At 51.1% G+C, this 20,284-nt stretch carries 15 protein-coding genes; 8 read left to right on the top strand and 7 right to left on the bottom strand.

Translation table 11 applies throughout. The annotated features are described in order from the left end of the window. Positions 1 to 25: 25 nt before the first annotated feature. From AC6CIE_RS06730 to AC6CIE_RS06695, 8 genes are all read left to right on the top strand, one after another. On the top strand, positions 26 to 820 hold the full coding sequence (locus AC6CIE_RS06730; protein ID WP_498092110.1) for an SDR family NAD(P)-dependent oxidoreductase: 795 nt from the start codon (positions 26 to 28) through the stop codon (positions 818 to 820). Further along, positions 813 to 2,468, top strand: coding sequence for an LTA synthase family protein (locus AC6CIE_RS06725; RefSeq protein WP_498091753.1), 1,656 nt, complete (start codon positions 813 to 815; stop codon positions 2,466 to 2,468). Before AC6CIE_RS06730 ends, AC6CIE_RS06725 begins: the two co-directional genes overlap by 8 nt. A 160-nt stretch (positions 2,469 to 2,628) precedes the next feature. Beyond that, positions 2,629 to 3,735: a KpsE/RkpR family capsule polysaccharide export protein gene (locus AC6CIE_RS06720; protein WP_498091752.1), complete on the top strand. Its 1,107-nt coding sequence runs from the start codon at positions 2,629 to 2,631 to the stop codon at positions 3,733 to 3,735. Positions 3,736 to 3,867: 132 nt separating this feature from the next. Beyond that, complete coding sequence (locus tag AC6CIE_RS06715) at positions 3,868 to 4,857, top strand: polysaccharide biosynthesis/export family protein (RefSeq protein ID WP_498091751.1); 990 nt, start codon at positions 3,868 to 3,870, stop codon at positions 4,855 to 4,857. Positions 4,858 to 4,893: 36 nt separating this feature from the next. Then, on the top strand, positions 4,894 to 5,655 hold the full coding sequence (locus AC6CIE_RS06710) for an ABC transporter permease (RefSeq protein WP_498091749.1): 762 nt from the start codon (positions 4,894 to 4,896) through the stop codon (positions 5,653 to 5,655). 6 nt (positions 5,656 to 5,661) lie between these two features. Next, positions 5,662 to 6,318: an ABC transporter ATP-binding protein gene (locus AC6CIE_RS06705; protein WP_498091748.1), complete on the top strand. Its 657-nt coding sequence runs from the start codon at positions 5,662 to 5,664 to the stop codon at positions 6,316 to 6,318. Between the two features lie 83 nt (positions 6,319 to 6,401). Beyond that, a complete protein-coding gene (locus tag AC6CIE_RS06700) occupies positions 6,402 to 7,898 on the top strand; it encodes a capsular polysaccharide export protein, LipB/KpsS family (protein ID WP_498091747.1) in 1,497 nt (498 codons plus the stop codon). After that, the gene (locus AC6CIE_RS06695) at positions 7,898 to 9,739 is read left to right on the top strand and encodes a glycosyltransferase (protein ID WP_498091745.1); all 1,842 of its coding nucleotides are present in this window, start codon (positions 7,898 to 7,900) and stop codon (positions 9,737 to 9,739) included. The genes AC6CIE_RS06700 and AC6CIE_RS06695 overlap by 1 nt, the downstream gene beginning before the upstream one ends. 575 nt (positions 9,740 to 10,314) lie before the next feature. Here AC6CIE_RS06695 and AC6CIE_RS06690 read toward each other — a convergent pair. The 7 genes from AC6CIE_RS06690 to AC6CIE_RS06660 all read right to left on the bottom strand — a co-directional run bounded on the left by AC6CIE_RS06690 (position 10,315) and on the right by AC6CIE_RS06660 (position 20,278). Beyond that, the gene (locus AC6CIE_RS06690; RefSeq protein WP_498091744.1) at positions 10,315 to 11,844 is read right to left on the bottom strand and encodes a hypothetical protein; all 1,530 of its coding nucleotides are present in this window, start codon (positions 11,842 to 11,844) and stop codon (positions 10,315 to 10,317) included. An 86-nt stretch (positions 11,845 to 11,930) separates the two neighbouring features. Beyond that, positions 11,931 to 12,977, bottom strand: coding sequence for a capsule polysaccharide biogenesis protein (locus tag AC6CIE_RS06685; protein ID WP_498091742.1), 1,047 nt, complete (start codon positions 12,975 to 12,977; stop codon positions 11,931 to 11,933). Between the two features lie 220 nt (positions 12,978 to 13,197). Beyond that, complete coding sequence (locus AC6CIE_RS06680; RefSeq protein ID WP_498091740.1) at positions 13,198 to 15,264, bottom strand: capsule polysaccharide biogenesis protein; 2,067 nt, start codon at positions 15,262 to 15,264, stop codon at positions 13,198 to 13,200. Between the two features lie 17 nt (positions 15,265 to 15,281). Continuing rightward, entirely contained in the window at positions 15,282 to 16,241 is a 960-nt protein-coding gene (locus AC6CIE_RS06675; RefSeq protein ID WP_498091738.1) for a KpsF/GutQ family sugar-phosphate isomerase, read from the bottom strand. Between the two features lie 402 nt (positions 16,242 to 16,643). Then, entirely contained in the window at positions 16,644 to 17,498 is an 855-nt protein-coding gene (gene kdsA, locus AC6CIE_RS06670) for a 3-deoxy-8-phosphooctulonate synthase (protein WP_498091736.1), read from the bottom strand. Positions 17,499 to 17,594: 96 nt separating this feature from the next. Further along, positions 17,595 to 18,737: a non-hydrolyzing UDP-N-acetylglucosamine 2-epimerase gene (gene wecB / locus AC6CIE_RS06665; protein WP_498091734.1), complete on the bottom strand. Its 1,143-nt coding sequence runs from the start codon at positions 18,735 to 18,737 to the stop codon at positions 17,595 to 17,597. 200 nt (positions 18,738 to 18,937) lie between these two features. Further along, positions 18,938 to 20,278 (bottom strand): aminotransferase class I/II-fold pyridoxal phosphate-dependent enzyme, encoded by a 1,341-nt coding sequence (locus tag AC6CIE_RS06660; RefSeq protein ID WP_498091732.1) that lies wholly within the window; start codon positions 20,276 to 20,278, stop codon positions 18,938 to 18,940. Between the last annotated feature and the right edge of the window lie 6 nt (positions 20,279 to 20,284).

Here is a 20,284-nt window from a genome sequence, read left to right as displayed (position 1 = left end):
CGGGACCCGTCTGGACAGGCAGGTCATGAGTCGTACCGTAGTTCGCGAACCCGGATCCCCAAGATGCGTGCTGATCACCGGAGCCACCGGCGGCATTGGCGGCGCGCTGGCGCTGGAGTATGCGGCGTATGGCGCCAAGACCATCATTATGCAGGGGCGCAACAGTGCCCGCCTTGCCGAGCTGCGGCAAGCCTGCGAGCAGCACGGCGCGCGAGTCGTCACGCATGAATGCGACGTACGCGATCACGACGCCTTGATGTCCTGGCTGGCCGCCATCTCCGAGGCCGAGATGCCGGAACTCGTCATCGCCAATGCGGGCGTCAACATCAACACCGGACCCGAGCGCCAAGGCGAGGATTGGCAGGATGTGCACCGGCTGCTCGACGTTAACGTCAAGGCGGTGTTTGCCACGGTGCACGGCGTGCTGCCGGCCATGCGCAACCGAGGTTTCGGTCAGATAGCCCTCGTCAGCTCACTGGCCGCCTGGCGCGGCCTGCCCGAAACCCCCAGCTATAGCGCAAGCAAAGCCGCCGTCAAGGTGTATGGCGAAGCCATGCGTGATGCGCTTGCGGAAGCTGGCATCCGCTTCAACGTCATCATGCCCGGCTACGTTGAATCACAGATGTGCTTCGACATGCCCGGCCCCAAACCGTTCTTGTGGAAGGCGGACAAGGCAGCCCGGGTGATCCGCCGTGGACTGCAAGCCAATCGCGCTCGTATCAGCTTTCCGTTTCCTTTGAATTTGGGGTGCTTTCTGCTGTCGGTGATTCACCCCGCGGTGTCCGGATGGATATTGAAGAGGGTGGGTTACGGTGATTGAGGCGTTTTGGATACCGCTGCTGCCGCCGTATTTGATGGGGTTGGCCTTGTCGTGGGTGATTGAGGCCATGCTGACGCCGCGCCCCGTTGCCCCGTGGCGCCGGCCCGCTGCGGCCAACGCAGTGCACGTGGGAGTCTGGACGTTGGCTTTTGCGTTGGAGTTAGCACTCTTCAGGCGACCATACTTCGGGGTTTTTAATGTGTTGGCAGTTCAATTGCTCATCGTCTTGGTCAGCAATGCAAAGTATCGCGCCCTTCGGGAGCCATTCGTTTACCCGGACTTTGAGTACTTCACGGACGCGATTAGGCACCCGAGACTATATTTGCCTTTCTTCGGCGTGGCTCGGGCGCTGGCAGCCGGGGGAGGGTACGGCGCAGCGCTTTGGGCGGGTTTGGTTCTCGAGGACTCGATCACGGCAGGCGCCGGTATATGGTTGGTGTCGTTCGCGGAATTGCCACAGGAGCACATGTTCGACCCAATTGCGCCCGCGGTGCCGTTCTTTACCCATACTTTTGCACTTGTCGCTGGTGGGCTCTTTCTTGCGATAGCGTCCGGCAAAATGAATTCCGTCGCGTTTGACGCGTCACGGGATCTGCGACGCATAGGGTTGATCTCCGCTCTCTGGGCTTATGGGCGCAGCGAACGTCAATCTAGTGCGGAGTTGCGCGCAGAAGCTCCATTTGCGAATGCCAGGTCGCCAGCATCGCTGCCGGCCCCGATGCCCGACATCGTTGTAATACAGAGCGAATCCTTCTTCGATGTCCGAAGGGCATATCCCGATTTGCTTCGCCGGGACCTCCTGGCCAATTTCGATTTGCTTAAGTCGGAGGCGATCGCGCACGGTCAATTGGAAGTCCCCGCATGGGGGGCGAACACCGTCCGCACTGAGTTTGCGTTCCTCAGTGGATTGCCCGAAAGGACTTTGGGCGTACATCAGTACAACCCTTACCGCAAGCTAGCAGGGCAAGGCTTCCCGACTATCGCTTCCTACCTGCGGAGCTTGGGCTACCGCACGGTGTGCGTTCATCCGTACCACCGCAGCTTCTATCGTAGAGATCAAATAATGCCGCTGTTGGGATTCGATGAGTTCATTGACATTGAGGCGTTCCAGAATGCGAAGCGGGAAGGGGCTTACGTAGGGGATCGGGCATTGGGGGAGTACGTGGCAAATGTGTTGCTGCAAGACGCAGAGCAGCCTACGTATGTCCATGTGATCACGATGGAGAACCACGGGCCGCTGCATTGGGAGAATGTGGATTCATCTGATGTGGCGGCCGTCTTCAAAGGCCCTATGCCCGAAGGGTGTCAAGAGTTGGTCGCATACGCGAGACATTTGCTCAATGCGGATGCAATGTTTGGGGAGCTTAGGCAACAGATTCTGAATAGATCGCGGCCTGTCAACTTATGCATCTTCGGTGACCATGTGCCCATCATGTCGGACGTATATCAAAAGTTGGGTAAAGCACATGGAACGACTGACTACTTAACGTGGCGGTCCGACAACCGAGAACAAGTGAATGAAGAGACGTCTAGAGATATCGCGTCGCTGGGATCCACACTTTTAAGCATGGCGGGAATGCATCCCGGTAACAACGCCGCACGACTTGCCTCGACGAGAAGTACCGTCTCCCTCGAAGGAATGATGTGATTCTAGGCTCAGTTCCGACCCAAGCGATACAATGCGGTACGTAACGATTCATGAGCAATTGAAAGTACGATATCAATATCTAAGCTGCTACATGAACAAACAGTATTAGCGAATAAAAAGTAGAGCCGACACTGTTCATTTGCATGGTTTTTACAAATAAATGATAACTCTTCAAAAACTGAAGTCGAAACGCCTTTTTCTGTGGCTCGTTGGAATACCCCTGGTTCTGGCGGTCGTTTATTACAGTTTCTTCGCGTTGGACAGGTACGTCAGCGTAGCCCAAGTTGCCGTCCGGCAGGTCGGCAATAACGAAACGCCACAAGTTCCGGGGCTTGCTGTCATGCTGAGCGGTCTGAATCCGACGTCCCGGGAAGAGACACTATATCTTCGAGAGTTTTTGACTTCGCAGGACATGCTTAATGTTCTGCAGGCCAAGCTTAAGTGGTCAGAGCATTACGCTGGACGTTGGCACGATTTATTGTATTGGCTGCCGAGCGATGCCCAACGTGAGGATTTGCTCGAATACTATCGTCGCATGGTGACAGCGCATTTCGACGAGCAGACCGGCCTATTGAGCGTTAGTGTCCAAGCATTCGATTCCGCCTTTGCCGAAAAAGTTTTAAAAGTCATGCTTGGCGAGAGTGAGAGATTTGTGAACGAGCTATCGCATCGTATGGCCCGTGAGCAGATGGCGTTTGCTCAAAGTGAACTGGCTAAAGCCCGTGTTGCTTACGAAGAGCGGCGAGAGGACATGCTGGCTTTTCAAAGCAGCAATAATCTTCTTGATGCAGAGGCTACAGCAAAAGCGAGGGCAGACATCATCGTTGAGCTTGAGGCCAATTTGACGAAGGAAAGGACGGTGCTTAAAGGGTTGGCGGCCACGCTTAACGCTGACACTCCGCAAGTGCGACAGCAAAAAAATCGCATCCACGCTTTGGAACAACAGTTGGCTTCGGAAATCCAGCGCCTGGTTTCCCAGAAGGGCGGGGACAAGCTCAACGTCGTGGCTTCGCGATACCGGAATCTTACCATTGACGCTGCAATTGCTGAGGAGGCATACAAGTTCGCGGTAAGTTCAGTAGAGTCGGCTCGAATTGAAGCAAGCAAAAAACTTCGGAGCCTTGTGACTGTGGTTTCTCCTAACGTCCCGGATAAGGCGATATACCCCGAGCGTTTGTACAACCTGATCACAGTATTTATTGCGCTGCTGCTGTTTTACGGAATAGCACGGTTTGTCGTTGCCACCATTGAAGACCATCGCGATTAACTCTTATTTCTTCTGATAATGCACGCCAATTCACCTCGCTTTTCCCTGCGCGTAATGGCACTTTGCGTACCGTTGCTCCTGGCTGGTTGCGGAAGTTTGTTGTCTTCAGCTGGGCCCTCACGCTACGCAGTCATGAACAGCGATGAAAGTCAAAATTACACATTGATCGACCTCAGCGCGGACACCATTGCACCCTATATGCGTCCGCCAGAACCGAAGTTGAGCAGCGCGGTCGCATTGCCTTCTGTTCCCGACGTTCATCTTGTACCCGGCGATGTGCTACGAATTATGATTGCCGATTCGGGCATCGAGGGCGCTTTATTTGCGCCCTTGGCTGCCGGCGGCACTGTTTTCGAAAATGTCAGGATTGACAGTAAGGGCACAATTTCCCTGCCCTATGTTGGGCGAGAACGTGTCGTCAAGAAGACGCTGAGCGAAGTTGAGGCGTTGATTCGAAGGAAGCTAAGGGGGGTCACGAGCGATCCCCAAGTTCAGGTTTCCCTGACAGGAGATCTTTCAGGCTCGGTGTTGGTAGCCGGCGCTGTGAAGACTCCAGGTAGATTTTCTGCGCTGCAGGGGCCTTTGACCCTGTTGGATGCAATTAACCGCGCGGGTGGCCCAGTGCTCGAGCCACATCTCATTCGGGTTGTAGTGAGAACCGGCAATAAGTCATATCACTTCAATTACGAGGATCTTCTCTCCGGTAGAAACCAGATATTACCTGCCGGTGCGGAGGTGGTCTTGGAGAGGGCACGTAAGCGTTTCGTGGCTATGGGGGCGGTTGGAGATCCGGGGCTGCACGACCTACCCTCAAATAACCCCAGCTTACTGGAGGTTTTGGGCAGCGTTAAGGGACTCAGTGAAGCCAAGGCCGATGCGGCTGGAGTGTTCGTATTCCGATTGGTGGAATCAAAAGATCCATCTTCTACGGATACGAAAACCTCTGCTCAAGTTTTCCGATTGAATTTGAAGCAGCCGGCAGCGATGTTCTTGGCAAGGCAGTTCTTGGTTCAGCCGGAAGACGCGGTGTATGTGACCAACGCTGCGGTTTACGAATGGCAGAAAATCATTTCGCCTATCGTGCAAGTACTTGTCCTGGGTCGAGCGATCGAAAGTTTCTGAGCCTATATGTATTCAAAACGATCGCCTACAGAGATTATGCGTGCCGTCTTATTCGCGCTCGTGCTGCGCGAGGTAAGAGGGCGCTTTGGAATTAATCGTCTGGGCGCCTTTTGGTTCATTTTTGAACCATTGGCGCATATCGCCGTGCTGCTAACAGTTTTTGTAGTGATTCGAGGCGCTCGCGTGAACTACGGACCTGATCTATTGATATTCTGGGTTACCGGAATCGTTCCGTTTCTGCTGTTCAAGAACATCGCGCTAAAGGGAATGGAAGCTATAGCTGCGAACAAGGCCCTGTTTGCATATCGGCAGATCAAACCTATAGACACAATCTTAGCAAGAGCCATCTCTGAAGTAGCATTGATGTGCTGCGTCTATGTCTTAATAATTCTGGCTCTCGGGTTTTGGGGTGGACACGACATTCTCATAGCTGAGCCCCTGAAGTTCATTAGCTTGCTCATTGTTGGAATTTTGTTGTCGCTCGGTCTTGCGCTTATTTACTGCGTCATCGGGGAAGCGATTCCAGAAATCAAGAATTTGATCAAGTTGAGCTATATGCCGTTGTATTTTTTATCTGGCGTGATAATGCCTTTATGGGTCGTTCCCGAGTCTATGAGGTTGTATCTATGGTGGAATCCGTACTTACACATTATTGACGGAATCAGGGAGGCAACATTCTCCTATTATCCCAAAATTGATGGAATCGATTTTTACTACGCAGGCTCTGTGACGCTTGTGATCCTGTTCTTGGGTGTTACGGCCTATCGGTCTCGGCGGCAGCAATTGCAGGCGATTTGACGTTCTATGATCCAGCTAGTTTCAGTGACTAAATCCTATCGGACCAACCAAGGCCGAAAATATGTCTTTCGCGATTTATCGATGGATATTCCATCCGGAAAGAACGTTGCGATTATCGGTCGAAACGGTGCAGGCAAATCCACATTGATGCGCCTATTGGGCGGACAGGATTCGCCAGATGCTGGGCGTATTGTGACCAATAAATCAATATCGTGGCCGGTAGGTTTGAGTGGTGGTTTTCAAGGCTCATTGACCGGACGCCAGAATGTGAAATTTGTTGCCCGTGTCTATGGCGCGGTCGACGAAAAAATGGCTGAGGTCGTTAGATACGTGAAGGAATTTGCCGAGATTGGCGAGTACTTCGACCAACCAGTCAATACGTATTCTTCCGGCATGCGCGGACGGGTCGCCTTCGGTCTCAGCTTGGCGTTCGATTTTGATTACTACTTAGTGGACGAAGCTATGTCTGTCGGGGACGCACACTTCAAGAAAAAAGCTGCGGATGCTTTCAAAGAAAGAGTTGGTCGGGCCAATGTTCTACTAGTCACCCACGGAATGAGTCAGGTTAGAACCATGTGTGACATGGTGCTCCTCCTAAAAAACGGAATGCTTATTCGCTATGATGATGTCGAAGAGGGTATAGCCGCATACTCCGCCACGTAAATATATAGATTACTTTGAAAGTGGGAAGTGTCTGCGCGGAGCTTCTCTACGTAAATTGTAAATAGCCTTGTAAGAGAATCCTCGTGATTATTTTTTCGGATAAAGTTAATTTTAAAAGAGAGAATTTCCCAGCGTTATTTGACTTTCTGGACGGACAGAATGTTGAGTATCATTTTGATGAGCACAATGCTGAGCTGAAAAAGGCTTGGGGAAACTACAGCTATTCTGCATTTTCTGCTGAATTTCGGTATGTTGCTGAGTCGAAAGATGTTGAATATCTAGGCATAGACCTGAACGAATGCCTGGAGGATGAACTGTTTGGCGCCTACGCTCTACATAAAGATTGGAGTTTGTCGGATAACCAATCTAAGCATGATTTTTCTCAGCTAATCGGGGAGAGCTTTCCCGATGAGGTCAGAGCTTGCAGAGCGGCAGTGTGTTTCTGGCTTAATTACTGGGATCAACTTTTCAGCAAGATCAAGCCTGTCGCTGCCATATGTTTTGGCGGAAATCTAATCTACGTTAAGGCATTTTTGGCGATTGCCAGGAAGAGGGCGATTCCTGGATTTGTGGCTGAACATTTCTTCACTGGGCATGATTTCTATCTAGAACCTCGTTATTCGTCAATTCCAAATTCGAGCTTCTTGAGAAGTAAGCGATTTACCGACGCGCTGAACCAGCGGGTATCCAGTCCCTATTCTGAGGCATGGCGAAAGCTATACTCGCAACGTAACAGGAACGTGGCTCAACCCGCGTTTACTTCTTATAAAATCAGGAATTATGCGTTGGTGCTTGCGCAAGTTCCAAATGATTTCTCCATATTTTCTTCGTCGAACAAGTGGAAGAATTCGATAGGATTTTATAAAAAGGTAATTGCTGAACTACTAGAGTTCAACAATGATCCTGTGGTTATGAAAGTGCATCCTTATGAAAGGATGAAGAACAAAGGTGCGTCAGTCAGCACTTTTGATGCGATGAAAGATTTTCGTGAACGGTTGCCGCACGACCTTCGAAAGCGCTTTCACATCGTAGAAGATTTTTCATTGCCCGGGTTGATATCTGGTTGCCGCTTCGCAATCACGCTTAACTCGCAGTCCGGGTTGGAAGTAGCATCGCATGCGAAGCCGCTGATATGTTTCGGCGGAGCCTTCTACGGCAATAGGGGGTTTACTATTGACCTGACAGAGGTCACGCAACTTCGTGATGTGGTTGAGTCACTCGACTATTCTGAAGAGATGTTGAGCGCGTATGCTGCGTTTCTCAATGCTGCGTTTGAACATTTGATCGGGTATGGAGAGATTGAGAAGGTCAGAAGGTTATTTTCCAATCTCGACATAAAAGTTCGGGATCCAAACGCTGCAGCTCGTCAGATCGCTTTACCTAAACCTGTTGAAAGCAGCGCAACATCTAGTCCCGGCATAAGGCCTACAGTTTCAAAAGTTAAGACGGGCGGGGGCGCCGGAATTGTATCGGCAGGCAGAAAGACTAGGCTTTGGCGCAAGTTTAAGAAAGACCCTCGCGGGTATTGTCTAGATAGCAAGCACGCCGTCTTGAGATTCATAGGTAGGAAAATTCTATAATGCCCAGAACTATATTTGTCGATCATTCATGCGCGACGGATTACGAATCTCCGTTCTTTCCGCTTTTCTTTCCAGATGTCGCCGACCTCTTCACCGTTACCAGCACATTCTCCAAGCTTGAGTCGACGACTTTTCCCATTCTAACCAATATAACGGATAATATTGAGGAGCGGTTATCAAAGGACCAGGGGCGACGTTTTGGTCTTGTATTGGATGGGAGAAAGAACTGGGCAAATTGGTTTTCGGTTATTGCTCGAGCAGAATTTGTAGTTCTGATTGGGGGCAACGGCGGAGTAGATAAGCTAAATCACGTTACGGAGCTCGGATGGATTGTTCCTGCCCTTCCGGAAGCGGATGCTGGTCGAAAGTGGCCAGTTACGGACGTGAGCTCCCTTGACTGCTTATATTCTGATTTGCTGGACGGCGCCGAAATTCCATCCAGATTGTACGTTTTCTACGGGAATATAAACTCACCTGTACAGTCGTATGCTGAACGGTTTTCGGAAATCGGCGTTGAGTTGCGATTTCTTAAGCCAAATGCCGATATGTTCGCAGCCATCTATAAGGACGGGCTGGAAGTATATCGTCCTGCTTCGGACATATTGAAGGCGATTGCAACCGATGGGGGCGAATCTCCGACCGGTGTTTATCGTAATCCAATAAGGGTGCAAGACTTTGCGCTTCTTCTCCGAAAGCTTGCTGGAGAGGGCGATGTCAAAGAAGTTTCCAGACATGTCGTCAACATAGTTTGCTTTCGCCCAACCTACTTGTTTTTGGATTTAGTCCGCCGGTTTGAGGCGGTCGGATGCGTGTTTTCGGATTTTCCGCTACGCAATGCCAAATCATATATCTGGATGCGGCCGCAGGAGCTCTGGCATTATGAGGCCCTGCTGGATGGAAAGACACATAAGGAAATTTCCGCGACTTACCAGCGTGGTTTTGACGAGGATAGTGGAAAAAACTGCGAAATCGAGGATATCTTGCGTCGTTCGGTAGCCATTCATCATGGAACTTGTTACGAGCCTCTATATCAGTTCGACTCTCAACGCCTAGCTCGTAGCTTGCGCATGGTCAACAGGGTGGTTGGCGTATGCGAGTTTGAAGAGTGCTATGGTCCGAGCCACAATATTGCGAACAAGTCCAACTTCGAGTTTGTTCCGATTGGCTACGATCATAAGCTTTTTAACGAAAGGCACCATAAGAACTCTGGTGTCGAGGCGGGAGTCAAGCTGAAGTTAGGGTTTGTCGGTCGGGCTTACGGCACGCTTGATAAGGGGCAGCTTAGTAAGAGCCGTATGTCTGAGCCGAAGGGGTATCGGAAGGGAGGGGATATCCTGCTGGATATCGCATTGCGACTGAAAAGCTTGAATGTTCCTTTCGAATTGCATATCGTCGGTCAAAACTGGGAACACCTTGTCGAGTCGCTGGAGCGCTACGGTGTAGATCACGTCTACTACGCGCGCGATAAAAATATCAGCTATGAAGATTATCCGTCCGTATACGGAATAATGGATGCGCTACTTATCACGGCTAGATGTGAAGGTGGTCCTGTCAGCGCCATTGAGGCTCTGTCGCTGGGCGTAAAGGTGATTAGCACCAATGTTGGCGTAGTCCAATTCCTTGGCAGGCATTTGGAAGGTACAAATGGGTGTGCAATCTTTGATTATGACAAGAAGTGGCATATTGCCGAAACTGAATTAGCGGTAAATGCTGTGGCCGACCTTTATAAAAATGGGCGCTCGGCCGAAGACGTGGCGATTTCGCGCTCCCGTGTTGTTGATTTAACCACGGACGCCTGGGTAAGGAGAATTGCCGATCTGGCCATAGCAATAAAGCCGTAAGTTCATATGGCGTGGAATCGGGATAACTCTATAAGAATTACGTATGCGACAGCCTAATCATGCTAGCGTACCCATTCCACGCAGTATTTGGGAACAGATATGCTTCCGAACGAGTATGAGTATTTGTTTGAGTGCTCAGGGGAGCGGCACTTGGAAGGCGTTAGTCTTGTGAGGCCTGCGCAAGCCGTCGAGGTTGAGGGTTCCAGCGCTGGGCGTTCCGCAAATGTTTAATGGGTGCGCGCACTTGACCAGTGCGTATGCCCGTAGAAGCGCACCTAAGCTCAGACTAGGAGCTTTGGGGTGTAGCAGAGGGTCTTGAAAGGAGGGGGAGAGCTCGTACAGGTCAATCGTGCTGCGCCTAATCGTACTTATGACCCACGGCACCGCTCCAGCTCGCCTTTTCCAATGCCCTCACGGCCTGGTTGCGTTTGAAGAGTTGCTTGGAGCACGGACCGACACAGGAGCGGATGCTTTTATGGTTCGGTTCTTGTTGGGTGAACTCAAATAATTCTTCCACCCGCCAGCGCCTCATTTTATTCGAGGAGGTAGTCATAGCAAGCCGCAATGCTAGAACCTCAAGAGAATCCCATCGGAAAATATCCTAGCACTAGCCGCAGATTAGCAACCCGCACTCGTTTGGGTTGTGTATCAATGCCGACGTTTATGCGAACAAACAATCTATCCCGATGCTCATCAACGATAGAGGGGAAAGCCTCCATTACAGTCAGTGAGGACCATTTGTTGGCCTGGGCCTTTGCTGAATTGGTGTGATGATAGCCGCTGTTACCAAAACCGCCCAGTGAAAAAACAGCATCTCCATTCGAAGTGTAGACGTCCGCGCTAAGCGTTAGGTATTTCCCAGAAATCTCGCTGCACGTCTTAGCATCCGGTAAAATGGAAAGATTTAAGAAAATGTTATTCGTTTCAATTTTTTGAAGATCAATGTCTAGATAATTGAGGCTTCCAGAAATCTTCATCTCTGCGGTTTCGTGGGTTCTGACCTTCCAATTCGTATTGATGAACTGATCGTTCTTGGGGTTTACAACGGTTCCGTCAATAATGGTGCTGTCGGGAGCAATCAGATTATCGCTAATCGACAAGCTTGGAGAAACGAGGCTCCAACGTCGTCCATCAAATATGCAGTGCGCTCCACACAGTCGATCATTGGAATAATGGCCAATGTTGGAGAAAAAAACGACGCGACCTGGTGTTTCGTATTGATGTCTCAACTGCCAAAGGACTTGACCGTCGGCGTCAAAACTCCGCATAGGATCCTGCTTGCTATTTTTTTGAAGCTCTTTCCTACGCTGATTGAAAAGTGCTCCGTCTCGCTCAAGAAATTTCTGTTCTATATGTCCGACGTTGACTATATTTCTGTAAAGAGTGGCGAGAGTGACAACATCGTATACGTTCCCGATCTCTCTTCCGAATGGGAATGAGTGGTTGTCAATATCGAGCGTCTGCACGATCAGTTTCTTACTTGAAACCCTGGCATTAGAAAGTAGATTCACATTTAACACGTCCATTTCAAAATGGCCGTGCACAATATAAACTACCGAATCCTGCCAGAGGTCGTCAGCAACTTCGTCTATGTTTATATGCCTGCCAGCTAGGTCGGTTATGTGCTCCCGCAACTCGGGCCAAGAATGCTCCCGAGTCATGTCCAGACTAATCTGAGGATTGGCCGCAATGGCGTTCGCATTCAATCTGAGCGCATGAAGGATGGCGCCGTACCCAGACATAGACGAACCAAAAAAGAATACGTTCTCCGGCTTGTACTTTTCCGTGTAGATTTTGAAGATTTTCCCAAAAGTCTCACCATAATCCCCATCTAGGTACCATGTGTTCGATGGATCTGTAACGAACAGGAGATCATACTTCTGGTCCTCCAGAAAAGTTCGCATCGCAAGATAGTTTGACCCTTGATTGTGCGTGCTCATCACAATCAATAATTGGCTTGAAGCACAGCCCTTCAGCGGAACATATAGTAGTTTCTTGCCTTGCTCGATAATTTGATGCTTTTTAAGTACTTCTGTAAGGTCAAATTTTGGAAGTCCTGCGGATGCAGAAATCGCCTTATCTGCCGATGTCATCTGATCTAACATGGGGTCTTATTTTTGTTGATGGGGCACGCGAAGATAACAGGGAGTTCCTCGCATGGGCTGATCATGCCAAGGTTCAAACTTGATTCCTAGTTCCCCTGAACCAACCGCGGTATTGAATTCCGGACAGCGAGTTTAATTGCCTGTCTAGAATAGAACCCACCGTTAATCTGTGATCGATGTACAACAACATCGCGGAAACTTCGAAATAGTTTCGCATCTGGTTTTGTACGATGGAGCCAGAATTTATCGAGACCTTGTTGAAACGTCAGACCAGGCAGATCGTAAATGGCTTTACCAAGGGTAATCGTTGGACAGCCATGAACTAATGCCGAACCGCCGACGGTACTATTTACCGTAACGAGTCCAGCCGCTTTTGAGAGTAGGGCAGGGAGGTTTCCACTTTCAAGAAAAAACACTCGATCGGTAAGATTGAGGCGCTTCGAAATTATTAGTAGCTCTCTTTGGTAGTTTACTAAACCTGGGTCGAGGGGATGAATCTTCACTGCTAGGCGTGCGTCGAGAGGCGCGTGTTTGGCGAAAGACTCAACAGTTTCGAACATGGCGTCACACATGCTGCCATATGGTGAGTGATGCACGATCTGCGCATCATTTGCCAATTGCAATGGCAGAAGATAAAACGGGTTCTTTTCAGACTCCGTTATCAATCGTCTTTCAATCCTTCGAGATTTATGGTCCTGTATCCAGACCCGCATGCCACGTTTCAGATATCCCAAGTATTCAGTAAGTGGCGAATAGGGAACGTGACTTTGCACGCCCGGATGAACTAGGAAGTTCAAGCCTGCCCAGAAGTTGTAGCCAATATCAAAGGCGGCGCGCTTCCAGAAGGGAGAAGCGAAGGATGCGCCGTTGTCATAATGAGGAACGCTAAGAGCCTCATCCCTGTACCATTGCGGTTCTTTAGAGAGGGAAGAGTTAGCGTTCACGCCAGTCCGCTCCAACGTGATCCAAAAGGGGCGGAAATATCCTTCTTCAAAAACGTGTACTCTAATGCCCGAATTTTTGGCCGCGTCTATGGCTGGTCGGTGGACCGGCCTGCAATCCCCAAAAAGAACAATGTCAGATATATTGTGCTCACGGAATTCGCCGAGATAAAATTGGCTTAATCGCTGCATAGGGCCTCGATAGCCAATCGCATTTCCCTTCCGCCAATATACTGCGTCTCCGACAGTAAAATTTACCTTCCTTACTGTGTGGCCAAGTTCGCGAAGCGCGACTGCTAGTCGTGGAAAGAATGGCGAGCACACACCTTGCAAGAACAAAAAATTTTGTTTCATGTGCATTGAGAAACTTGAGAAATGCCGTCGAGGTGACCGGATTTCCCCTATTAAGAACTTACCGATTAAGTACGAAGCCGGCCTTCGCCCAGAGCTTCAGTTTGTGAAATTGGCGGCTAAGGTATGTTTTCCGGACTGTGGATAGATTGCCGCTGGCGATTAGTTCAGCACGTTTATGAATCAATTGCTGAATGGCGGCTTCGCAGGAAGTGAAGCCATTTAAGGTCCAGTCCCAATAGATCGGGTAATGCAACATAGCGCCGGCAATTAGCTCATCCAGAGTCAATTTCCTTAAACGACGCTGAACGGGGGCCTTGTCTTCAGTTAATCCCCAGCCGGAGTAAAATGGACTTCCGTAGACTACGACAGATTTTCCTCGCAATAAGGCATCAAATCCACTTAATGAAGTCATGGTGTGGACTTCAGCGGATGCTTCGATACAACTGACAATTGACGCTTCGGTTTCAATGGTATCCGCAAATAACAGAGCGTCGCTTCTGTGTATGCTCCCCTTTCTATTGCGCACCAGGACGTCTGGATGTGGTTTATACACTAGGTAATCGTTAGGGCAAGCTTCGCGTGCTGCGCGCAAGAGCGAGAGATTGCTCTTGAATAACCCGGAGCCAAATTTGATGGATGCGTCATCTTCCACTTGTCCGGGTACCAAAACTGTGCGACGACCCTCTGTACGCCAAGTGGGAGGCTTGTGAGACTCAATATTATACTTAGTGAGCTGATTTTCTACGATAAGCGCTCGAACCCTTGTGGCGCGTTGTATATCGCGTTCGGTGAAGACCTTATGGTTTAAGAGGTGTTCCAGATCGCTCGGTTGCCTAGCGTCGAAATATAGACCCCGGCTGTCAATTACAAGGGAATGAGGTGCAATGAAATCCGACCCGAGACCAATAGAACGAATGAATCCGTCCTCCATGCGAAGAAGAGATGCGCCAGTTTTTTGCGCTAGTAAAATTACTTCTTCTGACGGAGCAGCGCCCCACGCGACAATTCGGTCTGTTTGCTTAATTTCCAGCTTCTCTGCCGCCTTTATGTCGGGCACAAATTGCACTCTACGGTACCCTCCGCCGAGGAATCTCTTGACGTTCTCTGCTTTCCAGCGCCGATAGCCTATCGCGACGGTTCGAGTGTGGGATGGGCTGTGCATCCTGCGTTGCAGGCTCAACCATTCTATGACATCAAAAATGGTACCGCGCTGGTGTGTCTCTGGATGCAGATAACGCGTGTAATGCATGTACGCGGCTGCGAAAAGCTCGTCGACAGATCGCCCTCGCGTTCGTCGTGAGCAGCGTTGGCGATCATCGGTGCACCCCCATCCTGCATACCACGGCATACCGAAACATGTAACTGGAACGTTATGCAGTAGTGCTTCAAAGCCCATTTGCGAAGTCACAACATACACTCTATCCATAAATGGAAAAAGACTCGCAGGACTTATGGAATCACGGAGGAGCACGGTGTCTGGGTCCGATGGCACGGTTCCGAGATAGCCTTGCTTTGCTCCGTTGCTGACTTCCGGATGCGTCTTTACATATATAACTGCGTCCGGATTTTCATTTCGCGCAGCGGCGAGCATTTTGGCGAAGGATTCAGCACTGGCCAGCCCATAGGAAACGCTGGAGTCGCCCTTCGTCTGATCTACAACTAAAATGCGTCGCTCTTTTCCGAAGAAAATGCCGGAGGAAGCATCCGGTGCGGCATTATATTTACTCAGTCCGTCCGAAACGACACGAAATCGCGCTTCGGCGTGGCCGCTGCCCACTCCCGAGAGAACATCAGTGTCGGATTCGAGTAGTTTCTCTAGGGCTGAAGGTCTATCCGCCGCGTAGTAGATTCCAATAGGATCCACCACGAGGGACAAAGTTGGATATTCAGGTCCTGTCCCGTGCGATCTAAGAAATCCATCCTCAAGAGAAATAAAAGGAAGCGTGAGTTTCGCGGCAAGTGCGCGAGGCTTGTGCGTGGAGGGACGCAATCCCCAACCCGCGATGGCGTGAATGTTCTTGCTGGTGACGGATCTCGAAGTTCGCAGGTGAACGACAGAATCACCTAGCATTGATGCCAGACCGGGGAGTTGGGCGAGGTTGCGGGAAAAGGTTCCGATTAACACGAGCAGTGGCCTTGATGTTATTGATTGGTTTCTGCTTGGTCTACGTCGAATATTTGTAGCACCCCGACTACATTGTGATTCTCATCAACTACGATCAGTTCTTTAATTTTCTGTTCGTTCATGAGCTCTTCGGCTTCGACTAGTCGCTCGGATTGATCAATGGTTTTGGGGGTGGTCGTCATTAGATCGGCTGCGACCAGTGTGGAAGGATCACCTTCTTTCTCGAAGGCTCTTCGAATATCTCCGTCGGTGATAATGCCGCAAAGACTAGTTCCCTTCATGACAATTGCTAGGCCCAATCGGCCCCGAGTAATTGTTTGGATCACGTCGCGAAAACTCGAATCATGCGCGCAGAACGGAAGCGCACGAGAGTGCATAACGTCTGCTATACGCGTCAAGAGCTTTCGTCCCAAGCTTCCCCCAGGGTGAAATCGGGCGAAATCTTCCGGTTGGAAACCGCGAGCGCTCGAAAGAACAACGGCGAGGGCGTCGCCCATCGCTAATGTTGCGGTAGTAGAACTAGTCGGTGCCAGATTATTGGCGCAGGCTTCGCTTGGGACGGATATATCAAGGGCAATGCTGGCGTTTTTGGCGAGTGTGGATCCCATGTTGCCAGTCATCGCTATGATCAGGTTCTGTTGGAACTGAAGGAAGGGCAACAAGCGGATAAGTTCCTCAGTTTCGCCGCTGTTCGAGATCATCAGCGCGATATCGATCGGCCGAATCATACCCAAGTCACCATGAAAGGCCTCGCCTGGATGAACTGAAAATGATGGCGTTCCAGTTGATGCGAGCGTGGCGGCGATTTTCTTGCCGATAATGCCTGATTTGCCCATGCCGACAACGACGAGGCGGCCCTTCATGTTAAGGATGCTCTCTACGACTCTTTCGAAGTTGCCATCCAAACGATTGCTCATTTGCTGGAGCGCATCGATTTCTGTAGCAATTACGCCTTTCGCAGTGTCAAGATAGTCCATGTTAACTTCCACCTAATCTTTTATTTGGATAGTAGATATACGATTGCGATTATTCGCGACGCTACGAGGCACTCGTAGAAGCTCGCCCTCGTCGGCGCATACTCAATCTGATTGATGCGCAATTGCGGTCAGCCTTGAGAACTGCGAGTCGCTTAAGCTAAATATCAACTTGCTTCATGTTGAATGGCCTTTTCAACCGGCAGAGCCACTGCGCTACGAGAAACCAGGGTATGGATAAGTTCAGGCCGTTTGGCGGGGATGCGGCTATCTTCTCGCTAGACTGAGGCGGACGACCTCTATTGGGTAAAGCTAGGCCGCCGTTCCCGGCTGCGGCAGGGGCTAGCAATAGAGTACGATGTCGCCCAGGCCCCTATAGTCCTGGCACGCGACGGTCGGCCAAGCTTAAACAATTACTAGTGGCGGGAAACTCTTGACTAGATCGTCCACAGCCTTCAATTGCGTCAAATATGCTTCCAGGTGCTCCAGTGGCAAGGCGCTCGGACCGTCGCATTTAGCGCTGTTTGGCTCGGGATGGGACTCCAGGAACAACCCGGCCAAACCGAGGGCCAGGGCTGAACGAGCGAGTTCGGCACTCTGAGCACGGCGCCCTCCCGATGCTGCTCCGCCCGGATCCCTTTGTTGGAGGGCGTGAGTAACATCGAAAATAATGGGAATATTGAGGCATGTCTGTTTCATCACCCCAAATCCGAGCATATCCACAATTAGGTTGTCATAGCCAAAGCAGGTGCCACGGTCGCACAGGATGAGATTATCGTTATGAGCTTCGTGGAATTTTTCTACGATGAGGCTCATTTGCGATGGGCTTAAGAATTGTGGTTTCTTAATGTTGATAGTTTTACCCGTTTTCGCCATTGCGACCACTAGATCGGTCTGCCGTGCCAAGAATGCGGGTAATTGCAGCACGTCTGCGACCGACGCGACGATGTCCGCTTGCCAGGGCTCATGAATGTCCGTAATGATGGGGACGCTGAACTCTGCTTTAACAGCTTCGAAGATCCGCATGCCTTCATCCAACCCGGGTCCGCGGTATGAATGGATAGATGACCTGTTGGCTTTGTCGAAACTAGCCTTAAACACATACGGAATGCCCAGCTTCTTGGTTACTCGGACATACTCAGCGCATGCTTGCAGGGCAAGGTCTTTCGACTCAAGCACATTGATTCCTCCAAATAGGACAAATGGCAGGTCATTGCCTAATTGGATGCCATCACATACTTTGACAACGCGTGAAATCATTAATTACTCCATCTGTTCTTGGTCTTCTATGGCTTTCGAAGGCCGGTCGCCGGTCTGACATGACTCGAGTTCATTACCCCAACTCTTAGGTCCACTTCATATCGGGCGCTGATCATTTCGAAAGTGCTTAAGTAGGGCTTCCACAATCCGAGGGGAAGCGTGGCCATCGCCATAGGGATTGTGTGCGTATGCCATTTTTTGATATGAATCTTCGTTATCGGTCAGATCGCTTACCGCTTCTACTATGCGCGAAGAGTCTGTTCCGACCATGCGCACTGTGCCGGCCACCACAGCTTCAGGTCGTTCGGTAGTGTCTCGCATGACCAGCACAGGTTTACCCAGGGACGGAGCCTCTTCTTGTATGCCGCCGGAATCGGTGAGGATAATAAAGCTTTTCGTCATAAAATAGACGAATTGTTCATACTCTAACGGTTCAATGAGGTGCACATTATTTAAATCGCGTAGTAGACGGTTTACTGGCTCGCGTACGTTCGGATTCAGGTGCACGGGATACACGTACTGCATTTCCGGATATCGAAGCGATAGTTGACGAACTGCATTGCAAATCGCTTCAAAGCCGGCGCCAAAGTTTTCCCGACGGTGCCCCGTGATCAGCACTATTCGCTTGCCGCCGTTCAGAAAGGGATATTGCGTGTGTAGGGCTCTGTGCAACTGCTCGTTCGATTCGACTTTGGATTGCACGGCGAGCAGTGCATCGATTACGGTGTTGCCTGTAACCAGGATAGTTCCATCCGACTTCTGTTCTTTCAGCAAGTTTCGACGCGACTGTTCGGTAGGCGCGAAATGAAGCGTCGCAAGCGTCCCCGTAATCTGTCGGTTGGCCTCTTCCGGCCAAGGGGAATAAAGATTACGAGTTCTGAGCCCAGCTTCGACGTGCCCGACGAAAATTCTTGCGTAAAACGCCGCCAGCGATGCCGCTAGGGTTGTGGTTGTGTCGCCGTGCACGAGGACATAGTCAGGACGGTATTCCTGCAATACGCCACGCATGCCTTCAAGTACTAGAGCCGTGACAGAAAACAAGTCTTGCCCAGGACGCATGATGTTCAAGTCATAATCGGGTTCAATGTTGAACAGTTGGAGCACTTGATCAAGCATGTGGCGATGCTGGCCTGTGACACAAACGCGAGAGTCGATGTCGCTATGTGCTTTAAGCGCTGCGACAACCGGCGCCATTTTGATTGCTTCGGGCCGCGTTCCGAATACGGTGAGAACTTTCATGAATGACGAATTCCAAAAACGGGAGGTCTCTTGATGCGAAATTATTTGAAAGACTGCGGTTTGCTGCAGCGGTTGGAAATTAATGGCTGAAGGATATGCCGACTGCGCTGAAAAACAGGTCGAACCTGTTCTCAGAATTAACGTTAGTCAAGCACACACTTTATGAAGGCCGTTTTATAGCTTCCTTCTCGAAAGCGGTTTCATATTTCCTGGCGCAGCAAGGCGACGGTATGCTTCAGTTGTTCTTCGGTGTGTTGACAAGCGATAAAGAAGCGTAGGCGAGCCGCCTTTTCAGGAACCGCCGGATAAAGAATCGGCTGCACGTTAATTCCGTGTTTGAACAGTTCTGCAGATACCCGCGTCGCCTTCAACGAACTCCCCGTAATCGCCGGCACCACCGCCAACCCGGTACTCGTTCCGGTATCAATCCCCGCCGCCTTCGCCTGCTCCAAAAAAAACTTCCCCCGCGCCTGCAAGGTCGCCACGCGATCCGGCATTTCCTTCATCCGCCGCAACGCCGCCAGTGACGCAGCCGCCACCGTCGGCGGCATCCCCACGCTGTACAAAAACCCCGGCGCCAAGAACTTCAAATGCTCGACCAGCGCCGTTTCACCGGCGATATACCCGCCGCAGCCAGCCAGCGTCTTGCTCAGCGTCCCCATCCAGATATCGACGTCCTTGCCGTCCATTCCGAAATGCTCACGGATGCCGTAGCCACGCGCGCCCATTACGCCGAGCGAATGCGCTTCATCCACCATCAGGAAGGCGCGATGGCGTTGTTTGACTTCAACGAAACGAGGCAGGTCGGGGTAATCCCCGTCCATGCTGTAGATGCCTTCCAGCACGATCAGCACGCGTTCGAACTGGTGCCGTTGATCGTGCAGGATGGCGTCGAGCGCTTCCCAGTCGTTGTGGCGGAAGGGCAGGCGGCGGGCGCCTGACAGCTGGATGCCTTGCAGTACGCTGTTGTGGATCAGTTCGTCATGCAGGACTAGGTCACGCGGGCCGAAGAGGTAGCCGATCGTGGAAACGTTGGTGGCGTGGCCGCTGACGAAGGTGATCGCGTCGTCCACGCCGTACAGCGCCGCAAGTTCAGCTTCCAGTTCGCGGTGCACGGGTCGTTCGCCCGAGACCAGGCGGCTGGCGGACACCGACGTGCCGTAGCGATCGATGGCGGCCTTGGCTGCGGCGATCACGGCCGGGTCGCCGGACATGTTCAGGTAGTTGTAGCTGGCGTAGTTGATGTAGCCGTTGCCATCGATCTGCGTGCGCGCGCCGGCGGTGCCTTCGTGCAGTTTGAAGAAGGGGTTCTTCACGCCCAGGCGACTGGCGCCATCGTTGATGATGCGCAGTTGCTGATAGCCGGGATGCAGGTGGAACCGATAGTGTTCCTCAGGGATCTCGGCTTTCTTTTCGGCGGGACGCGCAAGCGCGTGCGCGCCAGGCTCGGCCGCTTGGCGAAGCTTGCGCTCCAGCGCCTGCTGGATGAGTCTGTCCTTGATGCCGGCGGCAAGGCCGGGCAGCTTCTTTACGGTGCTCACTTCAGT

The sequence above is a fragment of the Achromobacter sp. GQ309 genome, assembly GCF_059759315.1.
Note: the sequence above shows the minus strand (reverse complement) of the source record. Positions and strands in the feature narration are given on the sequence as shown.